16 protein-coding genes and 1 pseudogene are annotated in these 17,406 nt (G+C 39.9%); 10 read left to right on the top strand and 7 right to left on the bottom strand.

Annotation, left to right across the window (positions count from 1 at the left end; translation table 11 throughout):
• The first annotated feature begins 110 nt into the window (after window positions 1-110).
• The 8 genes from FGK98_RS05045 (at window position 111) to FGK98_RS05010 (ending at window position 9,609) form a co-directional block, all read left to right on the top strand.
• Window positions 111-1,079, top strand: coding sequence for a thiamine pyrophosphate-dependent dehydrogenase E1 component subunit alpha (locus tag FGK98_RS05045; RefSeq protein WP_138100316.1), 969 nt, complete (start codon window positions 111-113; stop codon window positions 1,077-1,079).
• Window positions 1,080-1,095: 16 nt separating this feature from the next.
• Window positions 1,096-2,088, top strand: a complete 993-nt coding sequence (locus FGK98_RS05040; protein WP_125416728.1) for an alpha-ketoacid dehydrogenase subunit beta — start codon at window positions 1,096-1,098, stop codon at window positions 2,086-2,088.
• A gap of 573 nt (window positions 2,089-2,661) precedes the next feature.
• The gene (locus FGK98_RS05035) at window positions 2,662-3,705 is read left to right on the top strand and encodes a dihydrolipoamide acetyltransferase (RefSeq protein WP_138100315.1); all 1,044 of its coding nucleotides are present in this window, start codon (window positions 2,662-2,664) and stop codon (window positions 3,703-3,705) included.
• Between the two features lie 46 nt (window positions 3,706-3,751).
• Window positions 3,752-5,455 carry a dihydrolipoyl dehydrogenase gene (gene lpdA / locus FGK98_RS05030; protein ID WP_138100314.1) on the top strand — a complete coding sequence of 568 codons (1,704 nt, stop codon included), beginning with the start codon at window positions 3,752-3,754 and terminating at the stop codon, window positions 5,453-5,455.
• Between the two features lie 58 nt (window positions 5,456-5,513).
• Window positions 5,514-6,503 (top strand): lipoate--protein ligase, encoded by a 990-nt coding sequence (locus tag FGK98_RS05025; protein WP_138100313.1) that lies wholly within the window; start codon window positions 5,514-5,516, stop codon window positions 6,501-6,503.
• Window positions 6,504-6,695: 192 nt separating this feature from the next.
• Window positions 6,696-6,947: a lactococcin 972 family bacteriocin gene (locus tag FGK98_RS05020; protein WP_138100312.1), complete on the top strand. Its 252-nt coding sequence runs from the start codon at window positions 6,696-6,698 to the stop codon at window positions 6,945-6,947.
• 18 nt (window positions 6,948-6,965) lie between these two features.
• On the top strand, window positions 6,966-8,975 hold the full coding sequence (locus tag FGK98_RS05015) for a DUF1430 domain-containing protein (RefSeq protein WP_138100311.1): 2,010 nt from the start codon (window positions 6,966-6,968) through the stop codon (window positions 8,973-8,975).
• Window position 8,976: 1 nt separating this feature from the next.
• Complete coding sequence (locus FGK98_RS05010; RefSeq protein WP_138100310.1) at window positions 8,977-9,609, top strand: putative bacteriocin export ABC transporter; 633 nt, start codon at window positions 8,977-8,979, stop codon at window positions 9,607-9,609.
• Window positions 9,610-9,689: 80 nt separating this feature from the next.
• Here the strand turns inward: FGK98_RS05010 and xerS are convergent, their stop codons facing one another.
• The 6 genes and pseudogenes from xerS to ylqF form a co-directional block, all read right to left on the bottom strand.
• Window positions 9,690-10,760 (bottom strand): tyrosine recombinase XerS, encoded by a 1,071-nt coding sequence (gene xerS / locus FGK98_RS05005; RefSeq protein ID WP_138100309.1) that lies wholly within the window; start codon window positions 10,758-10,760, stop codon window positions 9,690-9,692.
• Window positions 10,761-10,939: 179 nt separating this feature from the next.
• On the bottom strand, window positions 10,940-11,377 hold the full coding sequence (locus FGK98_RS05000; protein ID WP_138100308.1) for a MepB family protein: 438 nt from the start codon (window positions 11,375-11,377) through the stop codon (window positions 10,940-10,942).
• Window positions 11,378-11,439: 62 nt separating this feature from the next.
• Window positions 11,440-12,182, bottom strand: a pseudogene (locus FGK98_RS04995) (CPBP family intramembrane glutamic endopeptidase).
• Window positions 12,183-12,235: 53 nt separating this feature from the next.
• On the bottom strand, window positions 12,236-13,786 hold the full coding sequence (locus tag FGK98_RS04990; RefSeq protein WP_138100307.1) for a ClC family H(+)/Cl(-) exchange transporter: 1,551 nt from the start codon (window positions 13,784-13,786) through the stop codon (window positions 12,236-12,238).
• A gap of 12 nt (window positions 13,787-13,798) precedes the next feature.
• Complete coding sequence (locus FGK98_RS04985) at window positions 13,799-14,578, bottom strand: ribonuclease HII (protein ID WP_138100306.1); 780 nt, start codon at window positions 14,576-14,578, stop codon at window positions 13,799-13,801.
• A complete protein-coding gene (gene ylqF, locus FGK98_RS04980) occupies window positions 14,565-15,416 on the bottom strand; it encodes a ribosome biogenesis GTPase YlqF (protein WP_138100305.1) in 852 nt (283 codons plus the stop codon). Before ylqF ends, FGK98_RS04985 begins: the two co-directional genes overlap by 14 nt.
• A 208-nt stretch (window positions 15,417-15,624) precedes the next feature.
• Between ylqF and mazE the strand changes: the two genes are divergently transcribed.
• Both mazE and FGK98_RS04970 read left to right on the top strand, forming a co-directional pair.
• The gene (gene mazE / locus FGK98_RS04975; protein ID WP_138100304.1) at window positions 15,625-15,840 is read left to right on the top strand and encodes a type II toxin-antitoxin system PemI/MazE family antitoxin; all 216 of its coding nucleotides are present in this window, start codon (window positions 15,625-15,627) and stop codon (window positions 15,838-15,840) included.
• Complete coding sequence (locus tag FGK98_RS04970) at window positions 15,824-16,180, top strand: type II toxin-antitoxin system PemK/MazF family toxin (protein ID WP_138100303.1); 357 nt, start codon at window positions 15,824-15,826, stop codon at window positions 16,178-16,180. Before mazE ends, FGK98_RS04970 begins: the two co-directional genes overlap by 17 nt.
• A 33-nt stretch (window positions 16,181-16,213) precedes the next feature.
• On the opposite strand, the gene FGK98_RS04965 is transcribed toward FGK98_RS04970, so the two are convergent.
• Window positions 16,214-17,392 carry a hypothetical protein gene (locus FGK98_RS04965; protein WP_138100302.1) on the bottom strand — a complete coding sequence of 393 codons (1,179 nt, stop codon included), beginning with the start codon at window positions 17,390-17,392 and terminating at the stop codon, window positions 16,214-16,216.
• Window positions 17,393-17,406: the final 14 nt, after the last annotated feature.

The raw sequence follows: 17,406 nt of genomic DNA, 5'->3' as shown, positions 1-17,406 counted from the left end.
TGGGATTTTCTTTTTGTATTTTGTGAAAGAATGTAAGCATATGTTTTGACAGTGCTTTCATAATGCGATAGAATGAAGACATAAAACTTTAAACCTAGAAAGGCGAGATTATGTCAACTTTAGATAGAAATCTCTTGCTAGAGATGTTCCGTAAGATGGAAGAAATCCGTCGTATGGACTTAAAAATTGCTCAGTTAGTGAAAAAGGGAAAAGTCCCTGGTATGACTCACTTTTCTGTTGGAGAGGAAGCTGCTAACGTCGGAGCTATGCTGGCCCTCAATCCAGATGATCTGATCACCTCAAACCACCGTGGTCATGGTCAAGCTATCGCCAAAGGAATTGACCTCAACGGCATGATGGCTGAAATCCTTGGGAAATACACTGGAACATGTAAAGGAAAAGGTGGTTCCATGCACATTGCTGACCTTGATGCTGGTAATCTCGGTGCCAATGGTATCGTAGGTGGTGGTATGGGAATCGCTGTTGGTGCAGCCCTCAGTCAGCAAATGCAAAATACTGGAAAAATCGTCGTTTGCTTCTTTGGGGATGGAGCGACTAACGAAGGTGTCTTCCACGAAGCAGTGAACATGGCTTCTATCTGGAACCTTCCAGTCATTTTCTATTGCATTAACAACGGTTACGGTATCTCTGCGGATATCAAAAAAATGACCAATGTAGAACATATCCATCACCGTAGCGCAGCTTATGGAATTCCTGGAATGTTTATCGAAGATGGAAACAATGTCATCGACGTTTATGAAGGATTTAAGAAAGCCGTAGTTCATGTTCGAGGTGGCAATGGTCCAGTCTTGATTGAAAGTGTAACTTATCGCTGGCTCGGTCACTCATCATCTGACCCTGGTAAATATCGTACTCGCGAAGAAGTGGAATTGTGGAAACAAAAGGACCCAATCGAAAACCTCCGCAATTACCTTATTGAAAATAACATTGCAAGTGCCGAAGAATTGGAAGAAATCCAAGCACAAGTGAAAGCAGCAGTAGAAGCTTCTGTTCAATTTGCTGAAGAAAGTCCATTCCCGCCACTAGAATCAGCATTTGAAGATATTTACGCAGACTAAGGAGAAAGAGATAAAAATGGAAACAAAAACAATGTCCTTCCGTGACACCATTATCCTTGCTATGTCTGAGGAAATGCGTCGCGATGAAAATGTGTTCTTGATGGGAGAAGACGTCGGCGTCTTCGGAGGAGACTTCGGAACTTCAGTTGGAATGCTTGAAGAATTTGGTCCAGAACGTGTCCGTGACTGTCCGATTTCTGAAGCTGCCATCTCTGGAGCAGCAGCAGGAGCAGCTATGACAGGACTTCGTCCAATCGTCGATATGACCTTCATGGACTTCTCGGTTATTGCCATGGACAATATTGTCAACCAAGCTGCCAAGACACGTTATATGTTTGGTGGTAAAGGTCAGGTTCCAATGACTGTCCGCTGTGCAGCTGGTAATGGGGTTGGTTCTGCGGCCCAGCACTCGCAATCTCTAGAGTCTTGGTTTACTCACATTCCTGGACTTAAGGTTGTAGCTCCTGGAACACCTGCGGATATGAAAGGACTTCTCAAGTCTTCTATCCGTGATAATAACCCTGTTATCATTCTTGAGTACAAGTCAGAATTTAACCAAAAAGGGGAAGTGCCAGTTGATCCAGACTACACAATCCCACTTGGGGTTGGGGAAATCAAACGCGAAGGAACGGATGTAACAGTCGTTACTTACGGTAAAATGCTTCGCCGTGTGGTTCAAGCTGCTGAAGAATTGGCAGAAGAAGGAATTTCAGTTGAAATTGTCGACCCACGTACCCTTGTACCGCTAGATAAGGATATCATCATTAACTCAGTTAAGAAGACTGGTAAGGTTGTTCTAGTCAACGACGCCCATAAAACAAGTGGTTATATCGGTGAAATTTCAGCAATTATTTCTGAATCAGAAGCATTTGACTATCTAGATGCCCCAATCCGCCGTTGCGCAGGAGAAGATGTGCCAATGCCTTACGCACAAAACCTAGAAAATGCAATGATTCCAACCGTTGAAAGCATTAAAGCTGCTATCCGTAAAACCTATAACAAAGAATAAAATTGCATAAGATAAATTATGTAAAAAACGGTTTTTGACTTTAGCAACTTGAGATACACTTCGTATCCAACTTATTAGTAAAGTTGCGACAGGAGGGAGTCGAATCGATTATATTCGACGAACGACTTAGTAAGTCTACTAGGTTGACCGCCTAATAGCGGCAACCGTAGTAACTTGAGACACACTTCGTATCCAACTTATTAGTAAAGTTGCGACAGGAGGGAGTCGAATCGATTATGTTCGACGAACGACTTAGTAAGTCTACTAGGTTGACCGCCTAATAGCGGCAGCCGTAGTAACTTGAGACACGTTCTGTGTCCAAGTTACTTGTAGAGTTGAACACGGGCTAAAGTCTGTGTGAAAAAGATAAACTTTCCTAGAAACTAAAGTTTCTTCGTCAAGTTTCCTATTTTCACTTTGACTTTTGTCGCCCTTTGTATCATTTAATTGAATTCGGACGGAGGTCTGTGAAAAAAAGATAGATTTCCTTGTGTTCATCGAACACATCGTCAATCTCCTATTTTTTCATTGCCCTCTTCGTCCTTAATATCTTAGTATAGAATTGGAGAGGTCATGGCTGATGATAAGCTAAGAGCGACTCCTGCGGCTAGAAAGTTAGCGGATGATCTAGGTATCAACCTCTACGACGTTTCTGGCTCAGGTGCAAACGGTCGTGTCCACAAAGAAGACGTGGAAACTTATAAAGACACAAACGTGGTTCGCATTTCGCCACTTGCAAAACGAATTGCCCTCGAACATAACATTGCTTGGCAGGAAATCCAAGGAACTGGTCATCGTGGTAAGATTATGAAGAAGGACGTTCTGGCCTTCCTTCCTGAAAATATCGAAAACGACACCATCAAGTCACCTGCTCAAATCGAAAAAGTGGAAGAAGTTCCAGACAATATCACTCCTTATGGTGAGATTGAGCGCATTCCAATGACACCAATGCGTAAGGTTATCGCCCAACGTATGGTTGAATCCTACTTAACTGCGCCAACCTTCACACTTAACTATAATGTCGATATGTCAGAAATGTTGGCTCTTCGTAAGAAGGTTCTTGATCCGATTATGGAAGCAACTGGTAAGAAAGTAACGGTTACAGACCTTCTTTCTCTCGCTGTTGTTAAGACATTGATGAAACACCCATACATCAACGCTTCATTGACCGAAGATGGTAAGACCATTATCACTCATAACTATGTCAACCTTGCTATGGCAGTCGGTATGGATAATGGCCTAATGACACCCGTTGTCTATAATGCTGAAAAAATGAGCTTGTCAGAGTTGGTTGTTTCCTTCAAAGATGTCATTGGTCGTACCTTGGATGGTAAATTAGCTCCAAGTGAGTTGCAAAACTCAACCTTCACAATTAGTAACTTGGGAATGTTTGGCGTTCAGTCCTTTGGTCCGATCATCAACCAACCTAACTCAGCCATTCTTGGTGTCAGTTCAACAGTTGAGAAACCTGTAGTTGTCAATGGTGAGATTGTGATTCGTCCAATCATGAGCCTTGGATTAACGATTGACCATCGTGTTGTAGATGGTATGGCTGGTGCTAAGTTTATGAAAGACTTGAAAGCCTTAATTGAGAACCCAATCTCAATGTTGGTTTAAATAATACAGTATTTATTTTTAGAGATATAGATAAAGGAAGTAAGACATGGCCTTAGAAGTAATTATGCCAAAAGCCGGCGTGGATATGACAGAAGGACAAATCGTCCAATGGAATAAAAAAGTCGGAGAATTTGTAAAAGAAGGAGAAATCCTTTTGGAAATCATGACTGACAAAGTCAGCATGGAATTGGAAGCCGAAGAAGATGGATACTTGATTGCCATCCTTAAAGGAGATGGTGAAACTGTTCCAGTAACTGAAGTTATCGGTTATCTTGGCGAAGAAGGTGAAAACATCCCAACCGCTGGAGCGGCAGCGCCAGAATCAAAACCTGCACCTGCAGCTAGTGCCTCAAACGACGATGGTAAGAGCGATGATGCCTTTGATATCGTTGTAATTGGTGGAGGTCCTGCTGGTTATGTTGCAGCGATTAAAGCTGCCCAACTCGGTGGGAAGGTTGCCCTTGTTGAGAAATCAGAACTCGGTGGAACGTGCTTGAACCGTGGCTGTATCCCAACCAAGACCTACCTTCACAACGCTGAAATCATCGAAAACATCGGTCATGCAGCAAACCGTGGTATCGTCATCGAAAATCCAAACTTCACTGTAGATATGGACAAACTCCTTGAAACCAAGTCTAAGGTTGTTAATACTTTGGTTGGTGGCGTTGCAGGTCTTCTTCGTAGCTACGGAGTTACTGTTCATAAGGGAATTGGAACCATCACTAAAGACAAGAATGTCTTGGTTAATGGTTCAGAATTGCTTGAAACCAAGAAAATCATCCTTGCTGGTGGTTCAAAAGTCAGCAAGATCAACGTTCCTGGTATGGAATCTTCACTCGTGATGACAAGTGACGACATTCTTGAAATGAACGAAGTTCCAGAAAGCCTTGTTATCATCGGTGGTGGCGTTGTCGGTATCGAACTCGGTCAGGCCTTCATGACATTTGGCTCAAAAGTAACTGTTATCGAAATGATGGACCGTATCGTTCCAGCTATGGATGCCGAAGTTTCTAAGAACCTTCGCTTGATCCTTGAGCGCAAAGGAATGACCATCTTAACAGGTACAAAACTGCAAGAAATTATCGAGGAAAATGGTCAACTTCGTATCAAAGTTGAAGGACAAGACGATATTATTGCAAATAAAGCTCTTCTTTCAATCGGTCGTGTACCAGATCTTGAAGGAATTGGCGAAGTTGAGTTTGAATTGGATCGTGGACGCATCAAGGTTAACGAATACATGGAAACTTCTGTTCCAGGTATCTACGCACCAGGTGACATCAACGGTACGAAGATGTTGGCGCATGCAGCCTTCCGCATGGGTGAAGTTGCCGCTGAAAATGCCCTCAAAGGAAACCATGCTGTTGCTAAATTGAACTTGACTCCAGCAGCTATCTACACTCTTCCTGAAGTAGCAGCAGTAGGTTTGACTGAAGAACAAGCACGTGAGAAATACGATGTAGCCATCGGTAAATTCAATTTTGCTGCCAACGGTCGTGCCATTGCATCAGATGCGGCTCAAGGTTTCGTTAAAGTTATTGCTGATAAGAAATACGGAGAAATCCTTGGTGTTCATATCATCGGTCCTGCAGCCGCAGAATTGATTAACGAGGCGTCAAGCATTATCGAAATGGAAATCACTGTTGAAGAAATGCTGAAGACTATCCACGGACACCCAACCTACTCTGAAGTGATGTACGAAGCGTTTGCGGATGTTCTAGGAATGGCTATCCATTCACCTAAGAAAAAATAAAACGAAGATAGACTAGACTGGAAGATTATTTCCAGTCTCTATCGTATAAAGGGATATCATGAAATACATTATCAATCATTCAAACGACACTGCCTTTAATATTGCCTTGGAAGAGTATGCCTTTAAACACCTACTTGATGAGGATCAGATCTTCCTACTTTGGATCAATAAACCATCTATCATTGTTGGTCGTCACCAGAATACTATTGAAGAAATTAACCGTGATTATGTTCGAGAAAATAGTATTGAGGTAGTCCGCCGTATCAGTGGTGGTGGAGCTGTTTATCACGATTTAAACAACCTCAACTACACCATCATTTCAAAAGAAGATGAAAACAAGGCCTTTGACTTCAAGAGCTTCTCAACTCCAGTCATCAATACTTTGGCTCAACTTGGTGTTAAAGCTGAATTTACAGGTCGTAATGACTTAGAAATTGACGGTAAGAAATTCTGTGGTAATGCCCAAGCCTATATCAACGGCCGTATCATGCACCACGGTTGCTTGCTCTTTGACGTTGATCTGTCAGTCCTTGCTAATGCTCTGAAAGTTTCAAAAGATAAATTTGAGTCAAAAGGTGTGAAATCCGTCCGTGCCCGTGTGACCAATATTATCGATGAATTACCAGAAAAGATCACAGTTGAAGAATTCCGTGATTTGCTATTGGAATACATGAAAAAAGAGTATCCAGAGATGACAGAATACGTTTTTTCTGAGCAAGAATTGGCTGAAATCAATCGCATCAAGGATACTAAGTTTGGAACTTGGGACTGGAACTACGGTAAATCACCTGAGTTTAACGTCCGTCGTGGAACAAAATTCACTAGTGGTAAGGTTGAAATCTTTGCGAATGTTCTCGAATCAAAAATCCAAGACATCAAAATTTATGGAGATTTCTTTGGTATCGAAGACGTTGCGGCTGTAGAAGATGTCCTTCGTGGAGTTAAATACGAACGCGAAGATGTCCTTAAGGCCTTAGAAACTATTGATATTACACGCTACTTTGCTGGTATCAGCCGTGAAGAAATCGCTGAAGCAGTGGTGGGATAAATCAAACGAAGTTGGTTGCAGAACCAGCTTCGTTTTTTGGTCATCTTATATATAATAATTTGTATTTTTTGGAAAAAGTGATATAATACAGATGTGAAGAGTTGCTCTAGAAAGGAGAAAAAAACGGAAACTATATTTTGAGCAATTCATAATTTTATTGTTAAATAAAGCTTTTAATTTTAATTATGGAAGTTGAGTTGTAGCTTAGCGTGTCCTGTCTTTGCTGATTGGGTATCTGGTGGTAACTGGAGTTACGGAGGATATCATGATTCAGGCAATTGGGGAGCATTCTCAAGTTATTTCCACGACTATCGTTGGCATTGGTCAAGTGTGGCTCGAGCAAGTGACAGCAAATCTAATGTAGGTTATGCTTCTGCTCATTACATATCAAAATCGTTCATAAATACAAGTTTTGATGAATTTGTATACTTTAATTTAGGATAAACTAGAAAGAGTAGAATTATGAAACGTTTATTTATACTTTTTTCGAACCTTTTTATTCTAATCTTTCTGCTTTGGATTGCCTTTATTTCACCAAATACGGTCATCTACCGAAGCCTCCCTGTGGTAGGAGTTCTTAAACAAGAAAGAAATATCACCAATGAGGAGCTTTCGGCCAACTTAGATCAGTTAGCAAGGGAAAGCAATAGTGTAATCGCTCGCCAGATTCAAAAAACGGATTCTAAAGGGCAAGTTAAGTTTTCGTATGATATCTACGGAGAAGGAGCACTTCCTAATGGCATCAAAAAAGAAGAGAAAGAATTCGCTGCAAAGAAAAGTTTGCTTACCAATTACTATATACTATCTGGGAATTTAACCCTTGAAAAATTAGATCAAAAACTCCACAATCTTGGTTTTTCAAAAAGTTTCATGAATAACCCTAATTTCCTGCAAAATTTTCTCGCATTTTTTGGTTCTGGTGCCCAATCTCTAGCCTTGGTTATTTTTATCATCAGCTTTGGTGCATTGGCCATTATTCAAAAAACACTTGAAATGAGAAGTGCAGGGATTCGTTACATTTCTGGAATAAGACGATACCAGCTCTTTGGACATTCTCTCATGGAAGATGGTAAAGAATTGTTTTTAGGATGTATTGGTGGCAGTGTCCTGGGAGCTATTCTGATTTATTATTTACAATTGACCCCTTTTGCCTATTCCCTCATCATTTCAGCTAGTATTATTTACAATACACTTTTATTTATTTTATCTGCTTTTCTATCCTTTTTCTTTGCATTCAGTATTCAGACAGTACACTTGGTCAGCCTTTTAAAGGGGAAAATTCCATTAAAAAGAGTCTTGTTTTTTCTCTTTACATGTCAATTTCTTGCAATCACTGTCATTGGTCTTTCAGTTCATCGTGTCAGCATTTATGGCTCTATCTGGCAGACTTACCAAGAGGGGAAAGTGGCTTGGTCTAAAGAGACGAATTGGGTTCAAATTGGTGTAAATCGGGAGGATTTTTCACAGGGTACAAACAAAGAGACGCAAATTGAGAACAGAGCCAAATGGTCTAAGCTCATCGAGTCTGGCATCGAAAAAGGTGGTCTCTTGGTCTATCATCAGCTCGCACCTTTTGATTCAAAAGGCTTCATGAATGATCCTAGAACGGGTAGAAAGATTTCAATCACAGATTACGATCCTCTTGCCAATACCCTGTATGTCACACCAAATTACCTTGATATCCAAAGGATCTCAGTTTCCCCCGAGGAAAAAGAGCGTTTGAATCACTTGCAAGCTGGAGAGTTTGGACTCTTGCTCCCTGAAAAGTTGAAAGGACAAGAAGAGGAGTTGAAAAAACGCTATGAAGATTATCTGACTCCTAGTGATGAACAAGGAAAGAGTCAGTTGCCTATGAAAGCACGGGTGACCTATCTTCCTAACAACCAAAAACGATTTATCTATAATAATACACCGATGAGCTATCAGCAATTTCTGACAGATCCGATTTTGGTTGTTGTTCGACCTACAAGCTTTGGTGGCTACGAAAATCCTTATTTCTCTCATCTTAATTCTTATCTATACTTTGATGGTCTGGAAAAAAGCAAGAAACTAGTAGCTGAGAATGGGCTTGAAAAAAACGTTAGTCAATATGACTATGCAGCAGCTGTCTATCAGCAGATGATGCAATCCATTCAATTAGAGAACCTCATGACCATTGCTGGAGGTGTTTTCGGAATGGCGACCTCCATTCTACTCTTTAACACCATGAATTTTCTCTATTTTGAAGAGTTTAGAAGACCGATCTTTCTGAAGAAAATTGCGGGCATGGACTTTTTGAAAATTCACAAAAGTATGCTCGTATCAGAGATTACCATGCTACTATTAGGTAGCGTCCTGATTTTCTTTCTCACACAGGAGTGGTGGATTGCTCTCGTCACGCTTTTATTATTTACGACCAATGCATGGCTGATTCTCCTTTACCGCTCGCATAAAGAAGAGCATTTCTTGCCCATTATTCTGAAAGGAGCCTAATATGATTAAAATAGAACATCTGGAAAAATCATTTGGAAAACGGACTGTCTTTCAGGATATCAATCTGCAATTTGCAGCAGGAAAGGTCTATGCCCTAATCGGAAATAGTGGTTGTGGCAAAACAACCCTACTCAATATCCTGGCTAAGCTGGAATCTTATGAAAAGGGAAGCATCAGCTATCGAGGGCAAGAACTTAAGCAAATCAAATCTCATCACTTTTTTAAAAATGAATTAGGCTATCTCTTTCAAAATTTTGGCCTTCTTGAAAACGAGACCATAGCTGCAAATTTAGAACTTGGATTGATTGGTCAAAAATGGACTAAACAAGAGAAGAAGAAGCGAGAAGAAGAAGTCTTAGAAAAGGTGGGATTGGATTATCTCACTCTTGATCAAAAAATCTACGAATTATCAGGCGGAGAAGCGCAACGTGTCGCCTTGGCTAAAGTCATCCTCAAGGATCCTCCTTTGATTTTGGCAGATGAACTGACTGCAGCACTTGATCCAGAAACTTCACAAGAAATTATGAACTTGCTTTTATCATTGAAAAAGCCAGACCGCTTGATAATTCTTGCAACTCATAATCCTGATATTTGGAATCAAGCAGATGAAGTTATTAATCTAAATAGACTATAAATAATAAAACAGAGGCTCGGTGGAGGAGGAGTTTCTGTTTTACTTTATATTACATAGTTACATAATTTATTTTATGTATTTCACAAACTGTCTAGAGCATTCTTTTGCTCATCATTGACGATATGGGTATAGAGGTCAGTAACTTGTGTACTGGCGTGTCCTAGTTGGTGACTGACCAAAACTTGCGATTTAGTCGCATCATAGAGTCTAGTTGCCAGAGTATGGCGAAGTTTGTGGGGAGTTACACGGACTTTGAAGTCCTCAGAGTACTTAGCAACCATTTTTTCGACGCTGGAAGCATCAATACGGTTCGGAACACCTCGGTAAAGTGTCAAAAAGAGTGCAATGTCCGTCTTTTCAGTCTTATAGCGTTGATTTCTAATGGCTAGATAATTCTCTAGATAAGGCTTAGCAAAGGCAGCGACATTAACCGAGTCACGTTTGCCACCTTTACGTGTGACATCAATGACCATCATTTTGAGATTGAGATCTCTTAGATCCAGATTAACAGCTTCAGATAAGCGGACACCAGACGCCAAGAGAAGGGCGATAATGGCCAAATCTCGCTCCTTGTTCTTATTAAAGGAAGATAGGGCACGATTTGAGAGCGTTTTAGGGTACTCCTGGTCGATATAAGTTAGAAAACCCTCTGTTTCATCACCTAGAAAGAGTTTTTGTTTGATGTTTTCAGCTCTGGCAGCAAGTGTTTCTTTCTTTTTCTTGGTTGAAACTTTCTTCATTACATTACGATAGAAATAAGGCTCTCCTTGCTCGTTTTCAACTTCCTCGGTTAGATACTTATAAAGACTAGAAAGTGCCGATAAGGTTCGATTGATAGTTGTCTGAGAGACACCTTGCTTGGTTGTATTGGCATTCAGCAATGGGCGTTCACGTAGATATAGGATAAAGGATTCCATGTCTTTTTTTGTCATATGTTCTAAGACAGATAAGGGGATATCGGCCATTGTATCAACGTTTGAAATGCCAGACTCCAAAACCCAGCTGAAAAATCGATCGTATTCCTTGAGATATTCGTACAAGGTTGTAAAACTGTAGGGAACAGCAAGCTTAGATTGGTAGTATTCCAAAACATACCAGGGCATGATTTGTTTTAGTTTATCGATTCGTTCCAGTAAAATCTCACGTTTCATGTATTTTCTCCATAAATAAGTCTACTAGTAGTATAGCATAGACTTATTTATTTTTCAAGAAAATTATAGTTTTTCGGAAAGACGTTATAAGTGTTTGATGGATTCTAGAAAAAAACAAAGACCTGGTTCCACAATCATAAGAAACAGGTCTTTTGTGTGTATGTAATCCGGCAATATGTTTATATTTCAATTTCTCTAAAATATTGCAATTGCCATTTTTGTGTTGCTCGAGCTGTTGTATTTAAATTTGAGCACCAAGGAGGATAAAATCGCATAGACATTTTTCCATTGCTATCTTTTGTCGACAGAATGTTTTTACAAATAGCCACCTCGTTTGGAATAATGAATAGTCCCCTCTTATCATTATCAATGATAACGATTATAAGTTCATTTCCTAAGTCCTCATTGGTATAAGGAATGTTCTTGTTGTTTTGGTCTTTTTTCCAAAAAACTGTAAAATATCCTTCTTTTTTTGGTGTTCTTTTTGCCAAGCGGCATCTTTTATATTCTTGCTCTTCCTTTATCTTGATAAGAATACCTTCGTATTTTTCATTGTATTTTTCTTCAATGAAATCAAAATCGCCATAAAAATGATATAGAACATCGATTATTTTCATTATGATGTATGTCCTCCTTAGCATATAACTTTTCAAAAGAATAATACTGTTTTCCAACAAAATCAGTACCACCTATACTCATCTTTTTTATGTATTACCATATAGCAGGATACCAAGATGATGAAGGTTTTAAGCAGGTAGGTTTCGGATCGATCAGTGTCTATGGTTAGCTGAGACAAGACGTTAATGATCGAGTGTGTCATAACACAAATCCAGAGATTGCTTGTCTTGATATAAAGAGCTGAGAGTATGAAAGAATTCGTCAGCAATCCAAATAAAAACGGTAGAGTTTGCAGTGTTGCTAGGGAACCATCTATGTAAAAGAACAACAGATGCCAAATTGCCCAGCTGAAAAAGGTTAGGATTGTTGAGTGAAAATACGGTAGCTTCTCTTGTAAAATTGATTGAAAGACATATCGCCATCCAATCTCTTCTATACCACCAAAGGCAATAAATTTGAAGAACATCAAAAATGGGAGATACCAGCTAAATTCTATTATTTTCCCACCAAACATTAGAAAAGAGAAATCAAGGATAATAAGGAAGAAAGATAATAAATAGTGTTTATAACTGCTATGAATGTTAAAAAAATCTTTTACAATCTCCTTAAAATGAATATGAAAATAGTGATTTGCAACAATTATTCCCCAAAGAGCTGAAGAAATCCCATCTAGAAAGATTCCTAAAATAGTTAATAGATTGGAATGAATAGAAAAATGATTCAAGAGAAAAAAAGGAGACAAACTGATACTATTTGGCTAAATGTGCCCAGCAAATATACCGCAATTGCCTTATTTCTTTTCATAGAGAATCCTTTCAATAATATTTTACGTAAAATAAATTATGTAAATAAAAAACTTACAACAACAAATCTTTGATTTTTCCAATTTCACTTTTTGGAATCACTAGGTGAATCATATCGCCCAGATACATTCTGGTTGAGCCATTCACTGTTTGGCTTTTACCATTATGAACTTGGGTGGTGATGAGTACGTTATGTGGCAAGTTGAGTTCGTGAACCTGTTTCTCAGCGATTTTGTCAGATACAGGAATTTCAATGAGGGTGACTTCTCCTTCATCTGTTGCTTCTTCTGGCAGCATTTTCTCAAGCATGGCCTCGTATACTGGCGCACCCTTTAGTAAATCCATGATGATGTAGGCGACTAAGGTCACTAAGCCAAGTGGCATGAGGTTGCGAATATCTCCAACCATCTCGGTTACGAGTATCATAGCAGTTAAGGGAGCCTTAGATATTGCCCCAAAGTAGCCACTCATTCCCAGAATGACAAATATAGGAAATTGTTCCTGACTGACAAGTCCAAGATTGACACAAATAACACCGACTAGGGCACCAAGTAAGGAACCGAGCGCCAGAATAGGAAGGAAAATTCCTCCTGGAAGACCGCTTCCATAGCTAATCATGCTCCAAGCAAAGCGAATCAAAAAGTAAGATAATAGAACTTGGAAACTAAAATCTTGCTCAGTTAAGGAAAGAACGACCTGATTTCCACCACCGAGAATTTGTGGTAAGAATATCCCGACTGGTATGATAAGAATAAAAGCCAAGATTGGATAATAAGCTCTATCCAAATGGATTTTTTGACCAATCCAATCATAAATTCGACCAACATTGAGGACAGCTTTCTCATAGAGAAAACCAGAGAGCCCGAGAAATACTCCCATAACCAGGTAAATCCAATACTGGTCTAGGGTCATGAGAGGAATGTTGTCTGGCATATCCAGTACGGGTGTTAGGCCAAATATGAGCAATGAGACAAAGTTTGCTACGATACTGGCTGCTAGAGTTGAGACCCAGAAAAAGCGTGAAAAATGGTGATAGACTTCTTCTACAACAAAGAGAAGACCTGCGATTGGTGCATTAAAGGCAGCTGCTAGTCCTGCGGCAGCCCCACTTGCAATCAAGGAACGTTCCTCTACTGGACTGGATTTTAGCCACTTGGCAATACCTTTTCCACCAACAGCCCCAAGTTGAATGCTTGGACCTTCTCTACCTAGCATAAGGCCACTGGCAATAGCAAGAATACCTAATACATATTTTTTCCAGAGGACACTCCACCAATTAAGTGACATGAGTCCCTTTAGTTCTGCTTCGACTTGAGGAATTCCAGAACCCTTGATATCTTTTTCCGACCGAGTTAGTTTCGCACTAAGCCAGCAAACTATTAAATAAAATAGACCAATGATAAAAAGATTGCGCACTAGGTGCGCTTGATCTTGATAGAGTCCTTGTATCAGGTGGAAGCCTTTTTCAATTAAAAAACGAAAGGATCCGACGATTAGCCCGACGGCAAGACCAACAATGATTCCACGACCAACTTGGGATAATATGGTGCTTGAGGCAAAGGCAAATTCTTTCTTGGAACTGAGTGTTTCTGACTGTTCCTCCATAATCATTTCCTCTTACTTATCTTTCTTGGTTGAAACCAGTGTTTTGACTGGTTCAAAACTGGTTCGGTGAATTGGGGTGACACCTAGTTTTTCCAATCCTTCTAGATGTTTAGCTGTTCCGTATCCTGCATTAGCTGTAAAATCATATCCAGGATATTGATCATCATAGTCCTTCATCAATTCATCCCGTGTCACCTTGGCCACTATAGATGCAGCTGCGATCGAGAGGGAGTTAGCATCTCCTTTGATGATGGAGGTTTGTGAAATTGGTAAATCAAGCTGCATGGCATCAATCAAGAGGTGCTCAGGTTGGGGGCTGAGCTGAGAAATTGCTTCTTTCATAGCAAGCTTGGTTGCTTCATAGATATTGACTTGGTCAATGACTTGATTATCCATGATTCCGACACCGATTGCCAAAGCTTGGTCTTGAACGGCTTGATAAATTTCCAGATGTTTCTTTTTGGGGATCTTTTTGCTATCGTTGAGGCCTCTAATCTTACAATTTTTTGGCAAGATAACGGCTGCAGCGACCACAGGACCAGCCAAAGGACCACGGCCGACCTCGTCAACACCTGCTATTAAGGTCATTCCTTGTTTGTAAAGCTCTTTTTCATAGGAAAGCATGGATTCCAAACGAAGGTTTTCATCCAGTTCTGCCTGAATGGCTTTTTTACGCTTGTAGATTTCCTTTTGAACTCCAGAACGGACATCTTTTTTGAATTCTAGAAAAAGAGGATTGTCTAATTCTTTGACAGTAGCGAGAAGTTCTTTGATTTCTTTAATCGTCGTCATCGATGTCGTCCAATGTATCTAAGGTGTAGTTACCGAGTTTTCCATCACGAACTTCCTTCACGAAAAGACTGTAAAAACGGTCGTAGTCGTCACGGAAACCGAGGGCACGGGTCATATCCATGATGATAACAGGAGCTTCTTCTTCAATTTTCATTTGTTTGAAACGTTCAGCTAGCTTATCTGGATAATGTTTTTTGAAATAATTGAGACCAAAAATAGTCACTTCGTCCATAGGAAGCAACTGGTCTTTGATAGCTCCCGTCAAGGCTAGTTTGAGTGCGACAGCATCATCCTCAAACTTAGGCCAGAGAATCCCTGGCGTATCTAGGATTTCAAGGTCTTTATTGGTTTTAAGCCATTGTTGACCCTTGGTAACACCTGGTTTATTGCCGACAACTGCAATCTTTTTACCAGCCAAACGGTTCATGAGGGTTGACTTACCGGCATTTGGAATTCCGATAATCATGGTACGCAAGGTTTCAATTTTGATACCACGTTCTTTCTGGCGTGCAATCTTATCAGCCATAAGCTTTTTGGCTGCATCTGTCACAACTTTCACAGTAACTTGCTCTTTAGAATTTATAGCCAGAGTTTGAATCCCTTGTGATTCAAAGTACTGACGCCATTCTTTTGTCATTGCTGGATCAGCCAGATCTGCCTTGTTCAAAATCAAAAGTTTGGGTTTATCACCCACAATCTTGTTTAACATAGGATTTTGACTAGATAAAGGTAGACGCGCATCCACCAAAATTGTCACAAAATCAACAAACTTTAGATTCTCCTGAACTTGCCTCCGAGCCTTAGACATGTGGCCTGGAAACCATTGAATAGTAGCCATAATATTTTCCCCTTCCGACTAAAAAACGTAATAAAACGTTTTCTTTCTCACCATCTATTCTATCATAAATTAGGTGCTTTTGCACAGGCTTTGACTAAAATAAAATCACACTATAGAACATAACTTAATTTATGTAATTTAACGTTTGCTTGACTTTATTTGCCGTTTGGTATATACTTTGTATATACAATTTCGTGGAGGTAGAGTGATGAATACAGTAAAGACTCGGAAGGTGGGAAATTCTCTCACTGTGACCATTCCTAAAAATTTGGGTATGACGGAAGGTCAAGAAATGGTTGTCTACAAAGGAATTGATGGGGTTATTGTCTTGGCTCCTAAGCTAAAAGATCCTTTTGATGGGATTGCTGACTTAAGAATGACAAATGATTTTGAAGGGGTAAAAATCATTGATAGCGAAATCTGATTATATTCCTGAAAAGCAAGATATCATTTGGCTTGACTTTGATCCATCAGTTGGTCGGGAGATTCAGAAACGGCGACCTGCCTTGGTTGTGTCTAGGAGAGAATATGCTTTGCAAACTGGTTTTGTGGCTGTCTGTCCCATCACCCATGGTCAGAAGCATTTAGCAGAAAAAGGCCTGCTCGTTCCTGTCTCGTCGTATAAGGTAGATGGCGCTGTCAATCCATTTCAACTGTATACCTTTGATTTTCGGATGCGTAATGCTCAAAAAATAACAAGAATGGACACGCAGTGTTTTCAGAAAGTCGTCCAACTTTATCAGTACATCTTCGGAGATACATAAATACTACCATGCATAGACAAGGTAGGATTTTTTCTATATGAGTAACCTATCTAAAAATGGGTGAAGGCAGTTTGTCAAAATCCCTCTTATCCAGCTAGATTGAGCTGAAGATAGGTGATCCGCTTCTAGACATTCTTTTAGAAAATCCCTCACCTGATCTGGAGTAATTTCAAACTCAAAGGCCTTCATCTTGTAGAAAAAGTCAATAAGATGCTCAGATAAGTAATCATTTGAAAAGGGGACTTCACCACTTTTTCGATATTTTAATAAGAGTCGAGAAAATATAGCTTTTTCATCAGGTAAATCTCGAAAATAGGAGTTAAGAAGCCAAGTCTGCTTCTGCTTTCGTTCAATAGGATCTTGATTTGCAATCCGCTGATCCTTTTCCAGCTCTTTTTGGTTTTGCTTTGCCTTGAGAGCTCGTTCTTCTCTATTCTTTCCAAAAAGAATTTTTTCCCATTTTCGTTCTTCTTGGGTTAGGGTTTCTGTAAAGCCAAAGTAATCTTGATAGGCGCGTTCTGCAGGTCCCATGGCAAGGATGAGATTATCTGCGTATTGCTTTGCGATTTTATCTCTCTTTCTGCGTTCTTTCTCTGCCTGAATCCGTAAATGTTGCTCGTAGTCTATTTTCTCCTTACCTAGTTTAACAAGGTACAGTTGGTCATCAGACTTACCAAGTAGAAAGGGTTTGATATACTTTTCAAGGACTTCTTCCAGACGAGCCTTCTTTTTTGGCTCTGCCTTGGTCCAACTTCCTCCTTGAAAGACTTCTAGGAAAAGCTGGTAATCTTTCTCAGGTGCAAATTGATTGCCACGATTGGCTTTGAAAACACCTTTTTTCCAAAACCATTTTAGAAGTTTTTCGTCAAAATCGCTTTTATTGACCTTGATTTTTTCCTTTTTCTTGACTTTTCTAGTCAGACTTTCAAGCTTTCTGAGAAGTTTCTCTTCCTCTTCCAGTTGCTGATCAAGGCTTAATCGATGAAAATGTCTGACACAGTCGCTACCTATAGGAAATAGTCGTTGACCAGTCACTCCGTTAAAGAGTTCGTAAGCGTACTTAATGGCATTTCCGCAGATACAGTTACTGCGCCCAATACCATTAAAAATCAAGGAAACTTCATTCCATTCCTTGGTTGCTTGATCCCAAGTATCAGTTTTTGAAGTTTGTAAAACTGCGTCATGCAGGGATTTTCTAACTGGAAGTGTCATGAGGTCTCCTTTCT

This window comes from Streptococcus australis (assembly GCF_901543175.1).
Lineage (GTDB): Bacteria > Bacillota > Bacilli > Lactobacillales > Streptococcaceae > Streptococcus > Streptococcus australis_A.
Note: the sequence above shows the minus strand (reverse complement) of the source record. Positions and strands in the feature narration are given on the sequence as shown.

Excerpts from the sequence above, each read along its gene's own strand:
- FGK98_RS05035 (WP_138100315.1), top strand. The coding sequence starts at position 2,662 with ATGGCTGATGATAAGCTAAGAGCGACTCCTGCGGCTAGAAAGTTAGCG.
- ylqF (WP_138100305.1), bottom strand. The coding sequence starts at position 15,416 with ATGGCTACTATTCAATGGTTTCCAGGCCACATGTCTAAGGCTCGGAGG.
- FGK98_RS05010 (WP_138100310.1), top strand. The coding sequence starts at position 8,977 with ATGATTAAAATAGAACATCTGGAAAAATCATTTGGAAAACGGACTGTC.
- FGK98_RS04965 (WP_138100302.1), bottom strand. The coding sequence starts at position 17,392 with ATGACACTTCCAGTTAGAAAATCCCTGCATGACGCAGTTTTACAAACT.
- FGK98_RS05025 (WP_138100313.1), top strand. The coding sequence starts at position 5,514 with ATGAAATACATTATCAATCATTCAAACGACACTGCCTTTAATATTGCC.
- lpdA (WP_138100314.1), top strand. The coding sequence starts at position 3,752 with ATGGCCTTAGAAGTAATTATGCCAAAAGCCGGCGTGGATATGACAGAA.
- FGK98_RS05015 (WP_138100311.1), top strand. The coding sequence starts at position 6,966 with ATGAAACGTTTATTTATACTTTTTTCGAACCTTTTTATTCTAATCTTT.
- FGK98_RS05000 (WP_138100308.1), bottom strand. The coding sequence starts at position 11,377 with ATGAAAATAATCGATGTTCTATATCATTTTTATGGCGATTTTGATTTC.
- mazE (WP_138100304.1), top strand. The coding sequence starts at position 15,625 with ATGAATACAGTAAAGACTCGGAAGGTGGGAAATTCTCTCACTGTGACC.
- xerS (WP_138100309.1), bottom strand. The coding sequence starts at position 10,760 with ATGAAACGTGAGATTTTACTGGAACGAATCGATAAACTAAAACAAATC.
- FGK98_RS04990 (WP_138100307.1), bottom strand. The coding sequence starts at position 13,786 with ATGGAGGAACAGTCAGAAACACTCAGTTCCAAGAAAGAATTTGCCTTT.
- FGK98_RS05040 (WP_125416728.1), top strand. The coding sequence starts at position 1,096 with ATGGAAACAAAAACAATGTCCTTCCGTGACACCATTATCCTTGCTATG.
- FGK98_RS05045 (WP_138100316.1), top strand. The coding sequence starts at position 111 with ATGTCAACTTTAGATAGAAATCTCTTGCTAGAGATGTTCCGTAAGATG.
- FGK98_RS04985 (WP_138100306.1), bottom strand. The coding sequence starts at position 14,578 with ATGACGACGATTAAAGAAATCAAAGAACTTCTCGCTACTGTCAAAGAA.